Origin of the sequence: Hoeflea sp. AS16, assembly GCF_038900095.1 — a bacterium.
Taxonomy (GTDB): Bacteria; Pseudomonadota; Alphaproteobacteria; order Rhizobiales; family Rhizobiaceae; genus Hoeflea.
Genome location: NZ_JBBMQQ010000006.1, coordinates 144,274 through 158,146 on the forward strand (window position 1 = coordinate 144,274; position 13,873 = coordinate 158,146).

Below are 13,873 nucleotides of genomic sequence, written 5' to 3' on the forward strand. Positions count from 1 at the left end.
CCGTTGGGGATCAGTAAAGGCCGTTGGGAAACCAGCGCAAATAGAGTTCGGTGAAGCGGCCGTTGCGGTTGAGAGACAGGAGCGCATGGTCAAAAGCCTGCCTCAAGGCCGCATTGCGCGGACGCACCGCGATGGCCAGCCCTTCGCCAAGATGGGCTTGCGAGAAGTACGGGCCGTCAAGAAACCGGCAGCAGGCATCGGCCGACTGGCTGGAAAGCCAGAACGACAATTGCAGCCCGTCGCCGAACACGGCATCGATGTTGCCGGCCTTGAGCGCCTTGAACATCCAGTCCGGCCTGGAAAAGGTGACAGGTCTTGTCCCGGAGAACCAGTCGCGCAACATCGCCTCATGCGCTGTCCCGTCAAGGACGCCGACACGCTGCCCCGCCAGCGCGCTGGCGTCCTCGCCCTGCGGACCTGCCTCCTTGCGGACGGCGAAGCGTGCAGGCAAGGCCAGATAGGGACGCGTGAAGCGGAACTTGCTGCGGCTTTGAGCGGTGATCGCCAGGCCTGAGATCAGCGCCTCGGCCTGCCCCTTGATCAAGGCGCCTTCAAGCTCGCCCCACGGAAGCGCCTGAATCTGGCACTTGGACAGCAGGTCAAGCTCTTCGCAGATCGCCCGCGCGAGATCGACGTGGAACCCGGCAAGATGACCGGTCTGATCAAGAAAACCGAAAGGCGGAAAATCCACCGTGGTGACGAAGCGAATGCGGCTGTAGGCCATGAGATCGGGAACCGGGATGCGTTCCCGCGGGTCGGTGTAGTTCGGCACAAGCATCTCATCGGCGCTCGCGACGGGTAGAGCGGCGGCCAGAAAAACAACCAAAGCGCACATTATGCGGGATATGCCCCAAAATTTCAGGGGTGCATTCACGCGCGTTTCCACTACCATAGATTTAATATCCTGCTGTAACCGCCCTGTATGTATCAGAGTCATGGCTCCAAGCAAAAGCTCAGATCGCCCTGTTCCCGGCACAGCCGACCGGCATTTGACCGCGGGCGAGCCCGCGGATGAGGAACAAGCCGCACGTATGCCACTCCGGGGCTGCCCGGAACCGTGGCAAGAAAGCTCCGAGGCGAGGTTTTTTCTCGGATGCGGAATAGGCAAGCCCCATATCAAAGCTGCGAGCGAAGCCGCGCGGGCCAACGGGACGACCATCGAAAACGAGCTGATGGCGGAAGGCCTGATTGATCCGGAGCTCTATTACCGCTGGCTGGCTGCCGAACTCGGACTTGCCTATCTCGATGAAATCGATCCCGATGAAGTGATCCGGTTGCCGTCAATGGATGTGCTTTTGTGCAGGGACGGGCCGCTCAGGCTGTCACGCGCCGGGGAGCAGATCACCGCGATCGTTCCCGAGGCGCGGCAACTCGACGACTACCGGGCCCGTCTGCGCAAGATGCCCGGATTGCGCGGCAGCCTCGCAGTCGCCTCCCCCGGGACGATAAGGAAGGCGGTCTGGCAGGCGGGTGCGAATGACCGGGTGAGGAAAGTCACCTACGAACTCGACCAGGACCGGCGCGATGCGAGTGCGCGGCGGGTGATGACCGGCCCGCAAGGTTTTTTGCTGGGAATGGCGGTGTACCTCTCCGCCACAGGATTCATGTTGTGGCCATTCGCTGCCTTCACCGTGCTGCACGTGGTTCTGACGCTGTTCTTCTCCGGCGGCATCCTGTTGCGCCTGAGCGCACTGGCCGCGTCCGGGTTCAAGCCTGCCCAACAACGCCATGCGGCGGAACTGAGAGGCCGCAACAGGCTTCCGGTCTATACGGTTCTGATCGCCTTGCACGACGAGGCTGAGATGGTGCCGGCGATTGTCTCGCGCATATCGGCACTGCGCTGGCCCAAAAGCCTGCTCGATATCAAATATGTCTGCGAAGCCGACGACGAGGCGACCATTCTGGCCCTGAAGGCGCAAAATCTCGGGCCGGAAAGCGAGATCGTCCGCACGCCGGATTTCGGGCCGCGCACAAAACCCAAGGCGCTGCAATATGCGCTGCAGGGCGCGCGCGGCTCGCTGGTCGCAATCTATGACGCGGAAGACAAGCCGGCGCCGGGACAATTGCTTGAAGCATGGGCGGCCTTTCGTGACGGCGACAAGCGGCTTGGCTGCGTACAGGCGCCGCTTGCGATCGCGAACCTGAGAACAAGCTGGATCTCGGGCCTGTTCGCCCTCGAATACAGCGGCCTGTTCCGTGTTCTCATTCCATTTCTGGCCCGATACCGCATGCCGATCCCGCTTGGCGGAACATCAAATCATTTCCAGCGGGCAGCACTAGAGGCGGCCGGCGGATGGGATCCGCACAATGTGACCGAAGATGCGGATCTCGGCCTCAGGCTCTATGCCCACGGCTATCTCACGGGCATGCTGAAATGCGCCACGGTCGAAACCGCACCGACCACACCTGAAGTATGGACCCGGCAGCGAACGCGGTGGCTCAAGGGATGGGCACAGACATGGCTGGTGGCCATGCGCCGGCCGCTGCACACCATCCAAGCGCTGGGATTTGGCGGGTTTGCGATCTTTCAACTGCTGATCGCCGGCATGCTGGTTTCGGCCCTTGCGCACCCTTTGATGTTCATCTTCATCGGGGTGACGCTGGCCTGGCTTGCCAGCGGATCGGCCGCACCGGTGTCGACCCTGCACAGCACGCTGATGTGGATCGACCTGGCCAATATCGGCGGGAGTTATCTGACCTTCATCGCGATGGGATGGCGCGGCTTCACCGGCCATGAAAGAGCCAGGCTGAAAGCTTGCTGGATGCTGCTGACACCGGCCTACTGGCTGCTGATGTCGGTTGCCGGATGGCGGGCGCTGGGCCAGCTGGCTTCAAACGCGCATCTGTGGGAAAAAACACCGCACCCGGCAGCGCCGGAATGGGCTGCAGCAGCAGGCGGCAACGAGCTTGGCAATGGGCAGGATATGGAGCGGGTGAAGGGAATCGAACCCTCGTCTTAAGCTTGGGAAGCTTCTGCTCTACCATTGAGCTACACCCGCTGACGCCGGACGATCCTTGGCGGTGTTCAGCGGCGGTGTCAAGTCACCCAGAGGCGGTAGTTGGACAGGTGTCGGGTTGACGGGAGACCGGCGCCACCTCATATCAGGGGCGCTTGCTTCCAACCCAGATACGCTTCATGGACCTGTTGAAAACCTTCCTGTCATCACGACGCTTCGAAAGCGTCATCACCGTCCTGATTGTCATCAATGCGATCACACTGGGGCTCGAAACCGTACCGGAAGCAGTGCAGCTTTTCGGCGGAGTGCTCATGCTGTTCGACCGGGTCATTCTCGGCGTCTTCGTGCTGGAACTGACCGCGCGGCTTGTCGCCTGGCGGCTTGATTTCTTCCGCGACCCCTGGCGGATCTTCGATCTTCTTGTGGTCGGCGTGGCGCTTGTTCCGGCAACCGGCGGGCTTTCCGTGCTCCGGGCGCTGCGCATACTCAGGGTATTGCGGATCATCAGCATCGTGCCGTCGCTCAAGCGGGTTGTCGGCGGACTTGTCAGCGCGCTGCCCGGCATGGGCTCGATCATGCTGCTGCTGACGCTGGTCTTCTACGTCTTCTCGGTGATGGCGACCAAGCTCTATGGCGACAGCTTTCCCGAATGGTTCGGCTCGATCCCGGCTTCGGCCTATTCGCTGTTCCAGGTGATGACGCTTGAAAGCTGGTCGATGGGCATTGTCCGTCCGGTGATGGAGGTCTACCCGCTGGCATGGGCGTTCTTCATTCCGTTCATCGCCTGCACCACCTTTACCGTGCTCAACCTGTTCATCGGCATCATCGTCTCGGCGATGCAGGAAGAGCATGAAGCAGAAGCCACGGCCGACCGCGAAGCGATGGCATCTGACCAGAGCGCCATGCTGGAAGAACTCAAGGCAATCCGCAGGGATCTGGCGGAACTGCGCGCAGCGCAGACCGGCACAGCCCGGCCGTCGTAATCAGCGTCGCGGAAATCTCGGGCTTTCAGCTACGGAAATGCTTGGACAGTTTCAGGCCCTGCGCCTGATAATTCGAGCCCAGGCCGGAACCATAAAGGGCCGCCGGGCGCTCCAGCATCCGCTCATAGATCAGCCGGCCAACGATCTGGCCATGCTCGAGAATGAACGGCACCTCGTGGCTGCGTACCTCGAGTACGGCACGGCTCCCGGCGCCACCGGCTTCGGTGTGGCCGAAACCGGGATCGAAAAAGCCTGCGTAATGCACCCGGAATTCACCGACCAGCGGATCGAACGGCGTCATTTCGGCCGCATAGAGCGGCGGTACATGCACGGATTCCCGGCTCACCAGAATATAGAATTCATCCGGATCGAGGATCAGATCGGCGGAACCGCGATTGTACAGCGGTTCCCAGAAATCATACACGTCCTGCGCCGCGCGCTTGTCGACATCGACGACGGCGGTGTGGTGCTTGCCGCGGTAGCCGATGAGGGCATCGTCGCCCTGCCCCATCAGATCGATCGACAGCGCGATGCCGCCGCCCGACACATTGGGGGTCTCGGAGGCGACCAGCGTTTCGGTGCGGTGGAGCTCTGACAGTTCATCCTCGCCAAGCACCGCATGGCCCTGGCGGAAGCGGATCTGCGACAGCCGCGATCCGGTGCGTGCGACAATCGGGAAAGTGCGCGGACTGACTTCCAACCACAGCGGGCCGGTGTATCCCGGAGCGATCTTGTCGAATTCCTGACCGTAATCGGTCATCACCCGGGTGAAGATATCAAGCCTGCCGGTGGAGCTCTTGGGATTGGCCGAGGCCGAGATCTCCGGCGGAAGCGCCAGGTTTTCGAGCAACGGCACGATGTAGACACAGCCGGTCTCAAGCACCGCACCTGCCGAAAGGTCGATCTCGTGCATGCTCAGCCGTGCGAGCTTGTCCTCAACCCTGGCGGACGGCCCGGGAAGGAAGCTGGCACGAACCCGGTAGGCCCGGGCGCCGAGCCGGAGATCAAGGCTCGCCGGCTGGATCTGGTCAGCATCCAGCGCACGGCCGGAGCCGAGCTTCCCGCCATCAAAGAGCGCCTGAATAGCGCGGTCAGAGAGAATTCCTGCGCCCAATTTTTACCCGCTCCATTTCAACTGATGTCTTGATGGCAAGGTGTGACGATTGACGCAAGCGCGGCAAGGTATTAAAAGGCAGGTTATCCCGTGGTGATTTGGCCGACCGGCTTGCAGCCACGTTAAACAAGTCGCTAAAAGGTCGGGTTGCAAAACCGGCTGGCGACTTCGCAGCCGGTTTTTTTGTGTTTTGGACGAAGATTATGAAAAACAGCCGCCAACTCCGCCCCGCCACCCAGCTCGTGCACGGCGGAACCACCCGCTCCGGGTTCGGCGAGACTTCCGAAGCAATTTATCTGACACAGGGCTTTGTCTATGACAGCGCCGAAGCCGCGGAAGCGCGGTTCAAGGGCGAAGAGCCGGGCTTCATCTATTCCCGCTACGCCAACCCGACGAATGACATGTTCGAAAAGCGCATGTGCCTGATGGAAGGCGCGGAAGAAGCCCGCGCCACGGCATCGGGCATGGCGGCGATCGCGGCGGCTCTCCTGTGCCAGCTTCGCGCCGGTGACCACGTGGTTTCCGCCCGGGCACTGTTCGGTTCCTGCCGCTGGATCGTCGAGACGCTGCTGCCCAAATACGGCATCGAGTCGACCCTGGTCGATGGCCGCGACCTGGCCAATTTCGAAGCCGCGATCAGGCCCAACACCAAGGTGTTCTTCCTCGAAAGCCCGACCAATCCGACGCTTGAAGTGACCGATATCGCTGGCGTGGCGAAACTCGCCAACCAGATCGGCGCCAAGCTGGTGGTGGACAATGTCTTCGCCACGCCGCTGCTGCAAAAGCCGCTGGAACTGGGCGCGCACGTGGTGGCCTACTCGGCGACCAAGCACATTGACGGCCAGGGCCGCTGCCTGGGCGGGGTGATCCTGTCGGACAAGGACTGGATCGACGAGCACCTGCAGGATTTCTACCGCCACACCGGCCCGTCAATGTCGCCGTTCAATGCCTGGACCCTGCTCAAGGGCCTGGAAACACTGCCGCTCAGGGTGCGTCAGCAGATGGAGAATGCCGGCCGGATCGCCGATTTCCTCGCCGACCACCCGGCTGTTGCGCGGGTGATCTATCCCGGCCGCGCCGACCATCCGCAGGCCGATATCTGCGCACGGCAGATGAAGGGCGGGTCAACGCTTGTGGCAATCGACCTCAAGGGCGGCAAGAAGGCTGCGTTCTCGCTGCAGAACGGCCTTGAAGTGGTCAAGATTTCCAACAATCTGGGCGACACCAAGAGCCTGATCACGCATCCGGCGACGACCACCCACAAGAACCTCTCGGAAGAGACACGCGACGAGCTGGGCATCGGCCCCGGTGTTCTGCGGTTCTCGGCAGGGATCGAGGATGTCGACGACCTGATCGAGGACTTCGACCGCGCGCTCTCAGGCCTCTGAGGGCTGGTTGGGGAACTCGGCCCGCGCCTGCATGATCCGCGAAAGCGCGGTGTAGAGGCAGATTGCGGCGAATACCCAGGCAACCGGCGCAAACCAGGCCGGCCAAAGGCAGAAGATGCCAAACACAATGTAGGTCTCGCTGGCTTCGGCGAGACCGGTGGTGAAGTAGATCGACTTGACGCCACGCGATGTCGTGCTGAGCCCGCGCTTTTCGGCAACGATGGCATAGGCAAGGAAGCTCGCGCCATTGACGTAGAACGAGAAGATCAGCGCGGCGCCCGCAAGCGCATTTGCTACGGGGTCATGGATGACAAAGGCCAGAGGCACGGCGCCGTAGAACACGAAGTCCAGGGTGATATCGAGATAGCCGCCAAAATCGGTCCTTTGCGACGCCCGCGCCACCGAACCGTCCAGCCCGTCACAGATCCTGCTGACGATGACAAGCACCAGCGCAATGAGCATGAAATCCAGCGCGATCAGTCCCGCGGCGGCAAGGCCCACGAGGCAGGCGAAGATCGTCACATGGTCGGCTTTCACGCCGCGCGCGGCAAGCCAGGTTCCGGCCTGATCGAGACCCGGCTGGATCATCTTGCGTGCGGTTCCGTCCATCATGGTGCAGCCTCCCTGTGTGGCCCAAGTGATAGCGTGGCAGGTCCACCCCGTCACCGGCAGATTTCATCACAATCAAGTCAACACAAACCGCCATTTCCGGCCCTTTGGCAGCGCCGGAACGCTTGACGCAAGGGCCTCACTGTAGAATGAGTGTCGCAAGGAGTGACAGATGTACCGTGCGCTAACACGCGATATCGAAGTGACGGTGGAGCCCTATTATCTCGAGGACCAATCGGACCCCGAGGACGGACGCTATGTCTGGGGTTACCGGATCGTCATCGTCAATCATTCCGACCAGATCGTTCAGCTGCAAAGCCGTCACTGGAAGATCACCGACGAGAACGGCCTGGTCGACGAAGTCCGAGGCCCGGGCGTGGTCGGCGAGCAGCCCGTGCTCGGCCCCGGAGACACCTACGAATATTCCTCCGGCTGTCCGCTGGACACGCCATCGGGCGTCATGGTCGGCACCTACCAGATGCAATCGGCCGCCGGCGAGCTGTTCGATGTCGAGATCCCGGCCTTCTCGCTGGACCTGCCGGGCATGGCAAGAACGCTGAATTGAACGCCTTTTCCGAATTCCGCCCGGTCATGCTGGTGACAGGCCTGCTGGTGGCAACGCTCGGGTTTGCCATGCTGCTGCCTGCGCTGGTCGATCTGGCGGCGGACAATGACGACTGGATGATCTTTGCCAGCGCCGGCACCATGACGATGCTGGTCGGACTAGGCCTGTTTGCGGCCAACCGCGGCATCCCGAAAGGATTGTCGACCAGGCAGGCAATGCTGATGACGGTGGTGTCGTGGGTTACGCTGGTGGCTTTCGGCGCCCTGCCGTTTCACTGGTCGGGGATCGTGCCGAGCTATACCGATGCGTTTTTTGAATCGATGTCAGGGCTGACCACCACCGGCGGCACGGTGATCACCGGTCTCGATCGTGCGCCGCCGGGACTGCTGTTCTGGCGCGGCCTGCTGCAATGGCTTGGCGGGCTGGGGATCATCGTGATGGCGATTGCAGTGCTGCCGATGCTGCAGATCGGCGGCATGCAGCTGTTCAAGGCGGAAGCTTTCGATACGGCGGAAAAAATCCTGCCGCGCGCCACGCAGATCTCGACCTCGATCACCTTGGTGTTCATCGCCATGACCGGAATCTGCGCCGTGGCCTACATGGCCGTCGGCATGGCGGCGGACGATGCGGTCATTCACGCCATGACGACGGTTGCCACCGGCGGCTTTTCCACCAAGGACAACTCCATCGGGTACTTCAACAATCCCGGTGTCGAGTGGATCGCGATCGTGTTCATGGTTCTCGGCTCCATCCCCTTCATCCTCTATGTGCAGATGCTGCAGGGACGCTTCCGGCCGATCCTGAAGGATGAACAGGTCAAGGCATTCATGAGCTTTCTCGGCGTCGCGGTTCTTGCCGGCTGGATGATGGCGCATTTCAGCGAAAACCATATCGGGCTCGAAGGTCTGCGGCACTCGGCTTTCAACGTGGTGTCGATCGTCACCGGAACAGGCTATGCCTCCACCGACTACGGGTTGTGGGGCCCGCACGCGGTGGCGTTTTTCTTCATCATCATGTTTGTCGGCGGCTGCGCCGGCTCGACATCCTGCGGCATCAAGATCTTCCGGTTTCAGGTGCTGATCGAGGCTGTCAGGCAACACATCTCGCAGGTGATGTATCCGAACGGCGTGTTTCGCGCGCGCTTCAACGGAAAGCCGATCCAGGACCGCGTCATCGCCTCGGTGATGAGCTTCTTCTTCCTGTTCATGGCTTCCTTCGTGGTGCTGGCGATCCTGCTCCGGCTGACCGGACTTGATACCATCACGGCCCTGTCGGGTGCAGGCACGGCGCTGTCGAATGTCGGGCCGGGCCTGGGGGACATCATCGGCCCGTCGGGCAATTTCCAGTCGCTCAGCGACGTTCAAAAATGGCTGCTTGCAGCCGGGATGCTGCTGGGACGGCTCGAGTTGTTCACCGTGCTGGTGCTGTTCCTGCCGCGCTTCTGGCGCTCGTAAGCCCGTTCACGCACGCTGCGCGTCAGGCCGCCTGCCGTAGATGTAGGAAAAGGCCCGGGCGATATCATCGCCGATGCCGACCAGTGCTGGCACCAGGAACAGGACCAGCAGCGTGGTCATCGCCAGGCCAAAGACAATGGTGATCGCCATCGGCAGCAGGAACTGGGCCTGCAGGCTGGTTTCATAGAGCAGCGGCAAAAGCCCGCCGATGGTGGTGAGCGAAGTAAGCAGCACGGCGCGCAGGCGGTCGCGGCTGGCCCCGACCGCGGCCTCGGCAAGGCTGTCACCTTCGGCGCGGCGTTCTTCCAGCCGTGCGACCAGAATGATGGAATCATTGACGAGAATGCCGGCCAACCCTAGCAGGCCGATGAAGGAGAGGATCGTCAGCTGGTAGCCCAGAACCCAGTGGCCGAAGATGGCTCCGACAACGCCGAACGGGATGATCAGAAGCACGGCGATCGGCCGCCAGTAGCTGGCGAAGACCCAGGCAAGAATGATGTAGATGACGCTGAGCGCCACGGCGACACCGAGTTGCAAATCGGCAAACGCGTTTTCCTGCTCCTCGGAGCGTCCGCCGAAGGAAAAGGTCACGCCATGCCGGGCCGCGATCAGATCGAGATCGCCGCTCGCTGTGAGCTGATCGACCACGGCACCGGTGGTTGTCACTGCCGTGTCGATGTCGCCCGTTACCGAGATCGTGCTCTTGCCGTCGCGGCGCTGGATGGCGGAGAAACCCTGACGCTCGGTCATGTCGACCACTTCGGACAGCGGCACAAAGGTGCCGCCGGGGCTCCTGAGTTCAAAATCGCGCAAGGCCTGCGAGCCGGGTGAGGCCGGCTTCTGCACCAGGCGGACGGTGACCTCGTCATCGCCACGGGGGAAGCGGAAGGGAATGGTTCCATCGAAGGCATTGCGGATCTGGCGGCCAACATCCTCGATGGAAAAGCCCAGCGCCGCACCATGCGGCGTCAGTTGCATGACCAGTTCGGGTTTGCCCCAGGGCAGGTTGTCATCAAGGCCGGTGATGCCGCTCACGCCTGCCAGCAGCGCCACCACGTCGGCGGCAGCCGTCTTCAGTGCCGAAACGCGCTCGCCCTGCAGCCGCACCTCGATATCCCTGCCGGGAGGCCCACCACGCGACTGGGCGACGGTGAAGCGGGTGACGCCGGCGATATCGGGAGCGGCCTTGCGCCAGGCGTTGACAATATCGGGAGTGCGGACGTCGCGTTCCTCGGATGTGGTCAGTTGCACCCGGATGCGGGCGGTGGCGCTGCCGCTGCGGCTGGATGCGCCGAAGGTGGTGAAAACCGCCTTGATGGATGACGGCCCGCTGCCCGCCAAAGCCCTGTCCGCCTGACGCAGGGCTTCCTCGTGGGCGGCAATGGCCTTCAGTGCCGTCTGTTCGGGGAGACCGGCGTTGAAAATGATGGTGCCGGAGATGTTCTCTGCTTCCGGCGAGGGGAAGAACACGAATTCGACACGCCCGGAGCGGGCCAGGCCTATGGCCAGCACCATGACCATGGCAATGGCGATCGACAGCGTGACATAACGCCAGTTCCAGGCCAGTTGCACCAGGCGTGAGAACGGGCCATCCCGGAACAGGTCAAACCCATGATCGAACGTGCGGCGGAACCGGCTTTCCCCGACCTCCTCGGCACGCTCGCCGGTACGGGCCTTACGCCGGCGCAAGACCTGCAAGGCCCATTCCATCAACGTTGCCACCGCCAGCGACAGCGTGACCACGATGGCCATTCTGCCCATTTGCGGCAGGGCCGCAAACTCGCGGGCGGCGCTACGCAGGCCACTCTCGTTTGCGCCCAGCGCCAGATCGACGGCCAGTCGTCCCGACAGGCCGGTCAGGAACACCATGACAATGAGGGCCACCAGGAACTGACGCCACCAGGACCAGCCGGGGGCCTTGCGTCCGGAGAGCGAATTGGCCAGATGCCCGGGAAGGATCAGGAAGCATTCGAGCAGGCTTGCCACCAGCACCGCGATCACCACCATCGGCAGGACCGCCATCATCTGGCCGATTGTATCGCCGATCAGCAGGATCGGCGCAAAAGCGGCCAAGGTCGTCGACATGGCGGCCATCACCGGGGTGAACATCATGCCGACGCCATTTTCCGCCGCCGTTTGCGGATCGTCCCCCATCTCAAGACGCGTGGCGGTGTGCTCTCCCACCACGATGGCATCGTCGACGATGATGCCGAGCATCATGATCAGGGAGAACAGCGACATCATGTTGATGGTCTGGCCGGAGGCGTACATGAAGCCAACCGTGGCGAGCATCGCCACCGGGATACCGGCCGCCACCCAGAAAGCGATCCGGGCGTTGAGGAACAGAAACAGGATGGCCACGACCACCAGCAGTCCGCCAAGACCGTTCTTGACCAAAAGCCAGATCCGCGCCGAGAGCGCATCGGACGCGACTTCATAGGTGGCGATCTCGACACCGGGCGGCAATCTGGGCCTGACCTCATCGATATAGGCCGAGAGAATGGCGGCAGTCTTCAGCGTGTCGGCGGTCGGGGCCCGGCGGACGTCGAGTTCGATGGCGGGCGATCCGCTGGCAAGCCCGCGGGTGTCATCGGCGTCGAACCCATCGGTGATGCTGGCGATATCGCCAAGCAGCACCTTCTCGCCGCCGGTGAAGGATTTGACTTCGACCCTGGCCAGTTCCCGCGCGCCCTGTGCGTCGGCCAGCGTGCGCAGCTGCCGGTCGACCGCACCTTCCACCGTACCGGACGGAAGATCCCGGCTGTTGGCGGCGATCGCCGATGAAACATCGGAAATCTTCATGCCCAGACGGCGGAGTTCAATCTCGGGGATCTCGACACGGATCTCCGCGCTGCGCAGACCGGTGAAGTCGATCTTGTCGATGCCGCGGTCGATGAGATCGTCTCGCATGCGTTTGGCCCAGGCACGCTTGACCACCTCGTCGGCGCTGCCAAAGACGGCAAGCTTGGCGACAGTATCGAAGAACTGCGATCTGGCGATTGTCGGCTCTTCGGCGTCCTCTGGCAGATTGCCCACTGCCTTGACCGCGGTTTCGACGTCGGTCATGGCCTGGCTCATGTCGGTGCCGTCGGCGAATTCCAGCCGCACGGTGGCCGAGCCTTCCGCCGCCGTCGATGTCATCCGGTCGACGCCCGAGATGTAGCGGACCTCCGGCTCGACCAGCGCCAGCACGTTGGTTTCGACGTCCTCGGCGCTGGCACCTGACCAGGCAATGCCGATGGTGATGGTCGGGCGGTCAATGGTGGGGAAGAACTGCGTGTTGATCCGGGCAATGGAAAAGGCGCCGAACAGGATCATCAGCACCATCAGCAGATTGGCGGCGTTGGGGTGGCGGATGAACGTGCTGACCAGACCGCGGCCGGCAAAGAGCCCCCGTCCCGGCGCGTTGCTGCCGGTCATTCCCCGGTATCCGGTTGCGCGGATGAGCCCGCCGGCGCTTCGGGCGTTTCTCCGGATGGTTCGCGAACACTAATGCCTTCGGATGCCTCTGTCAGCCGTGTGGCAAGCACGACATCGCCATCGTTGAGGTCACCATCGACAATCGCATCCTCGCCATCCCAGGCGATCAGGCGCACGTCCCGCCGTTCAAGCTTGCCATCGACCACGAGGAAAACGTGATCGGAATTGCGCACCGCTGTTTCCGGCAGGCGAAATGTCTCAGGCCAGATCCGGTCCGGCACGATGAGCGAAACGAAGGCGCCCGGGCGCAAGTGCACCGGATTGTCAGCCTCGCCAATGCGGGCAAACACCTCGACCCCGCCGCGCTCTGCAGTCACGCGCGCGCCGATCCGGTCGATGGTTGCAGGCCAGGTGTACCGGGTTCCGCCAACCCTCCAGCTCAGTTCGACCTGGCGGCCCACAAGCGGATCGGCATCCGTCGCCATACGGCCATACTGGGCGTTGGTCAGGGTGAATTTCACATCGAGCGCATTGTCGTCATAGATTGACGCGACCACCTCGTTGGCATTGACCGAGCGGCCGGTCTCGACGGTCTCGTCTGAAATGATGCCGTCAAAGGGTGCAATCAGCGCGGTGTCTTCCAGCCTGCGCCGGGCTTCGCGGACTTTCCATTCCAGCCGTTCGGCGTTGGCCTCCTGCTGGATGCGCTGCGCTTCCGCGATGAGGATGTTGTTGCGTCTGAGGCTCGAGGCCTGCTCGCGCTGGGACAGGATCAGACGCCGCGCATCGACCTCCTTGTCGGTCAGCGCGCCGGAACCTGCAAGCGACAATGCCCGTTCCAGGTCGGCGCGGGCAAGCTCGAGCTGGGCATCGGCGGCTTCAAGTTGTTCGCGTTCGGAAGCGAGCCGCGCATCGATCTCGGCAATTGCGGCGCGGGTGGAGGCGAGATTGGCGCGGGCCTCCACCAGGGCGCCTTCATAGGCAAAGGGATCGATACGCATCAGCACCGCGCCCTGGGCGACACGGCGGCCGGCGACCAGATCAGGATGGATTTCGACGACATCACCACTGACCGCGGTGCGCAGATCGACATTGCGGCCGGTATCAACCTGCCCGTAAAGCCTGATGTCGGGCCGGTTGCCGGCGCGGTGCGCGATTGTTGTCTCGACGGTGTAGACCAGCGGGGTGAACGGCCTGGGCGAGCGTTCCTTCCTGGAGGCTGCAAGCCGGTCCATCGCCACCCATGCACCGGCAAGCACGAGCGCCATCAACGCAATCTGCACCACCGGCCGGACGAATGCCCGGCGCGCTGGTGCAGGTTTTGCACGCGGTGTGTCCATCGGCAGGTCCAGACGATTGTCCGCCTTGTCGAGCATTGCGTCA

10 protein-coding genes, 1 tRNA gene and 1 riboswitch are annotated in these 13,873 nt (G+C 62.6%); of the genes, 5 read left to right on the forward strand and 6 right to left on the reverse strand.

The window, feature by feature from the left end:
- Positions 1-10: 10 nt before the first annotated feature.
- Complete coding sequence (locus tag WNY80_RS15810) at positions 11-778, reverse strand: transporter substrate-binding domain-containing protein (RefSeq protein WP_342888362.1); 768 nt, start codon at positions 776-778, stop codon at positions 11-13.
- A 394-nt stretch (positions 779-1,172) separates the two neighbouring features.
- On the opposite strand from WNY80_RS15810, the gene WNY80_RS15815 reads away from it, so the two are divergent.
- Positions 1,173-2,960, forward strand: a complete 1,788-nt coding sequence (locus WNY80_RS15815) for a glycosyltransferase family 2 protein (RefSeq protein ID WP_342888363.1) — start codon at positions 1,173-1,175, stop codon at positions 2,958-2,960.
- On the opposite strand, the gene WNY80_RS15820 is transcribed toward WNY80_RS15815, so the two are convergent.
- Positions 2,926-2,999, reverse strand: a tRNA-Gly gene (locus WNY80_RS15820). The two genes, WNY80_RS15815 and WNY80_RS15820, sit on opposite strands and share 35 nt — an antisense overlap.
- 137 nt (positions 3,000-3,136) lie before the next feature.
- On the opposite strand from WNY80_RS15820, the gene WNY80_RS15825 reads away from it, so the two are divergent.
- Entirely contained in the window at positions 3,137-3,940 is an 804-nt protein-coding gene (locus WNY80_RS15825) for an ion transporter (RefSeq protein WP_342888364.1), read from the forward strand.
- A 25-nt stretch (positions 3,941-3,965) separates the two neighbouring features.
- Here the strand turns inward: WNY80_RS15825 and WNY80_RS15830 are convergent, their stop codons facing one another.
- Positions 3,966-5,054 (reverse strand): 2'-deoxycytidine 5'-triphosphate deaminase, encoded by a 1,089-nt coding sequence (locus WNY80_RS15830; RefSeq protein ID WP_342888365.1) that lies wholly within the window; start codon positions 5,052-5,054, stop codon positions 3,966-3,968.
- 80 nt (positions 5,055-5,134) lie between these two features.
- Positions 5,135-5,212, forward strand: a riboswitch (SAM riboswitch).
- A 45-nt stretch (positions 5,213-5,257) separates the two neighbouring features.
- Between WNY80_RS15830 and WNY80_RS15835 the strand changes: the two genes are divergently transcribed.
- Positions 5,258-6,442: an O-succinylhomoserine sulfhydrylase gene (locus WNY80_RS15835; protein WP_342888366.1), complete on the forward strand. Its 1,185-nt coding sequence runs from the start codon at positions 5,258-5,260 to the stop codon at positions 6,440-6,442.
- On the opposite strand, the gene WNY80_RS15840 is transcribed toward WNY80_RS15835, so the two are convergent.
- Positions 6,431-7,054: a CDP-alcohol phosphatidyltransferase family protein gene (locus tag WNY80_RS15840; protein WP_342888367.1), complete on the reverse strand. Its 624-nt coding sequence runs from the start codon at positions 7,052-7,054 to the stop codon at positions 6,431-6,433. The two genes, WNY80_RS15835 and WNY80_RS15840, sit on opposite strands and share 12 nt — an antisense overlap.
- A 169-nt stretch (positions 7,055-7,223) precedes the next feature.
- Between WNY80_RS15840 and apaG the strand changes: the two genes are divergently transcribed.
- Both apaG and WNY80_RS15850 read left to right on the forward strand, forming a co-directional pair.
- Positions 7,224-7,616 (forward strand): Co2+/Mg2+ efflux protein ApaG, encoded by a 393-nt coding sequence (gene apaG / locus WNY80_RS15845; RefSeq protein WP_342888368.1) that lies wholly within the window; start codon positions 7,224-7,226, stop codon positions 7,614-7,616.
- Positions 7,613-9,070: a TrkH family potassium uptake protein gene (locus tag WNY80_RS15850; RefSeq protein WP_342888369.1), complete on the forward strand. Its 1,458-nt coding sequence runs from the start codon at positions 7,613-7,615 to the stop codon at positions 9,068-9,070. The genes apaG and WNY80_RS15850 overlap by 4 nt, the downstream gene beginning before the upstream one ends.
- 6 nt (positions 9,071-9,076) lie before the next feature.
- On the opposite strand, the gene WNY80_RS15855 is transcribed toward WNY80_RS15850, so the two are convergent.
- Positions 9,077-12,490, reverse strand: a complete 3,414-nt coding sequence (locus WNY80_RS15855) for an efflux RND transporter permease subunit (RefSeq protein ID WP_342888370.1) — start codon at positions 12,488-12,490, stop codon at positions 9,077-9,079.
- Positions 12,487-13,866 (reverse strand): efflux RND transporter periplasmic adaptor subunit, encoded by a 1,380-nt coding sequence (locus WNY80_RS15860; RefSeq protein ID WP_342888371.1) that lies wholly within the window; start codon positions 13,864-13,866, stop codon positions 12,487-12,489. Before WNY80_RS15860 ends, WNY80_RS15855 begins: the two co-directional genes overlap by 4 nt.
- Positions 13,867-13,873: the final 7 nt, after the last annotated feature.

Bases quoted from the DNA above. Each gene is read 5' to 3' on its own strand.
- WNY80_RS15835 (WP_342888366.1), top strand. From the start codon at position 5,258: ATGAAAAACAGCCGCCAACTCCGCCCCGCCACCCAGCTCGTGCACGGC.
- WNY80_RS15815 (WP_342888363.1), top strand. From the start codon at position 1,173: ATGGCGGAAGGCCTGATTGATCCGGAGCTCTATTACCGCTGGCTGGCT.
- WNY80_RS15825 (WP_342888364.1), top strand. From the start codon at position 3,137: ATGGACCTGTTGAAAACCTTCCTGTCATCACGACGCTTCGAAAGCGTC.
- WNY80_RS15840 (WP_342888367.1), bottom strand. From the start codon at position 7,054: ATGATGGACGGAACCGCACGCAAGATGATCCAGCCGGGTCTCGATCAG.
- apaG (WP_342888368.1), top strand. From the start codon at position 7,224: ATGTACCGTGCGCTAACACGCGATATCGAAGTGACGGTGGAGCCCTAT.
- WNY80_RS15860 (WP_342888371.1), bottom strand. From the start codon at position 13,866: ATGCTCGACAAGGCGGACAATCGTCTGGACCTGCCGATGGACACACCG.
- WNY80_RS15810 (WP_342888362.1), bottom strand. From the start codon at position 778: ATGCTTGTGCCGAACTACACCGACCCGCGGGAACGCATCCCGGTTCCC.
- WNY80_RS15855 (WP_342888370.1), bottom strand. From the start codon at position 12,490: ATGACCGGCAGCAACGCGCCGGGACGGGGGCTCTTTGCCGGCCGCGGT.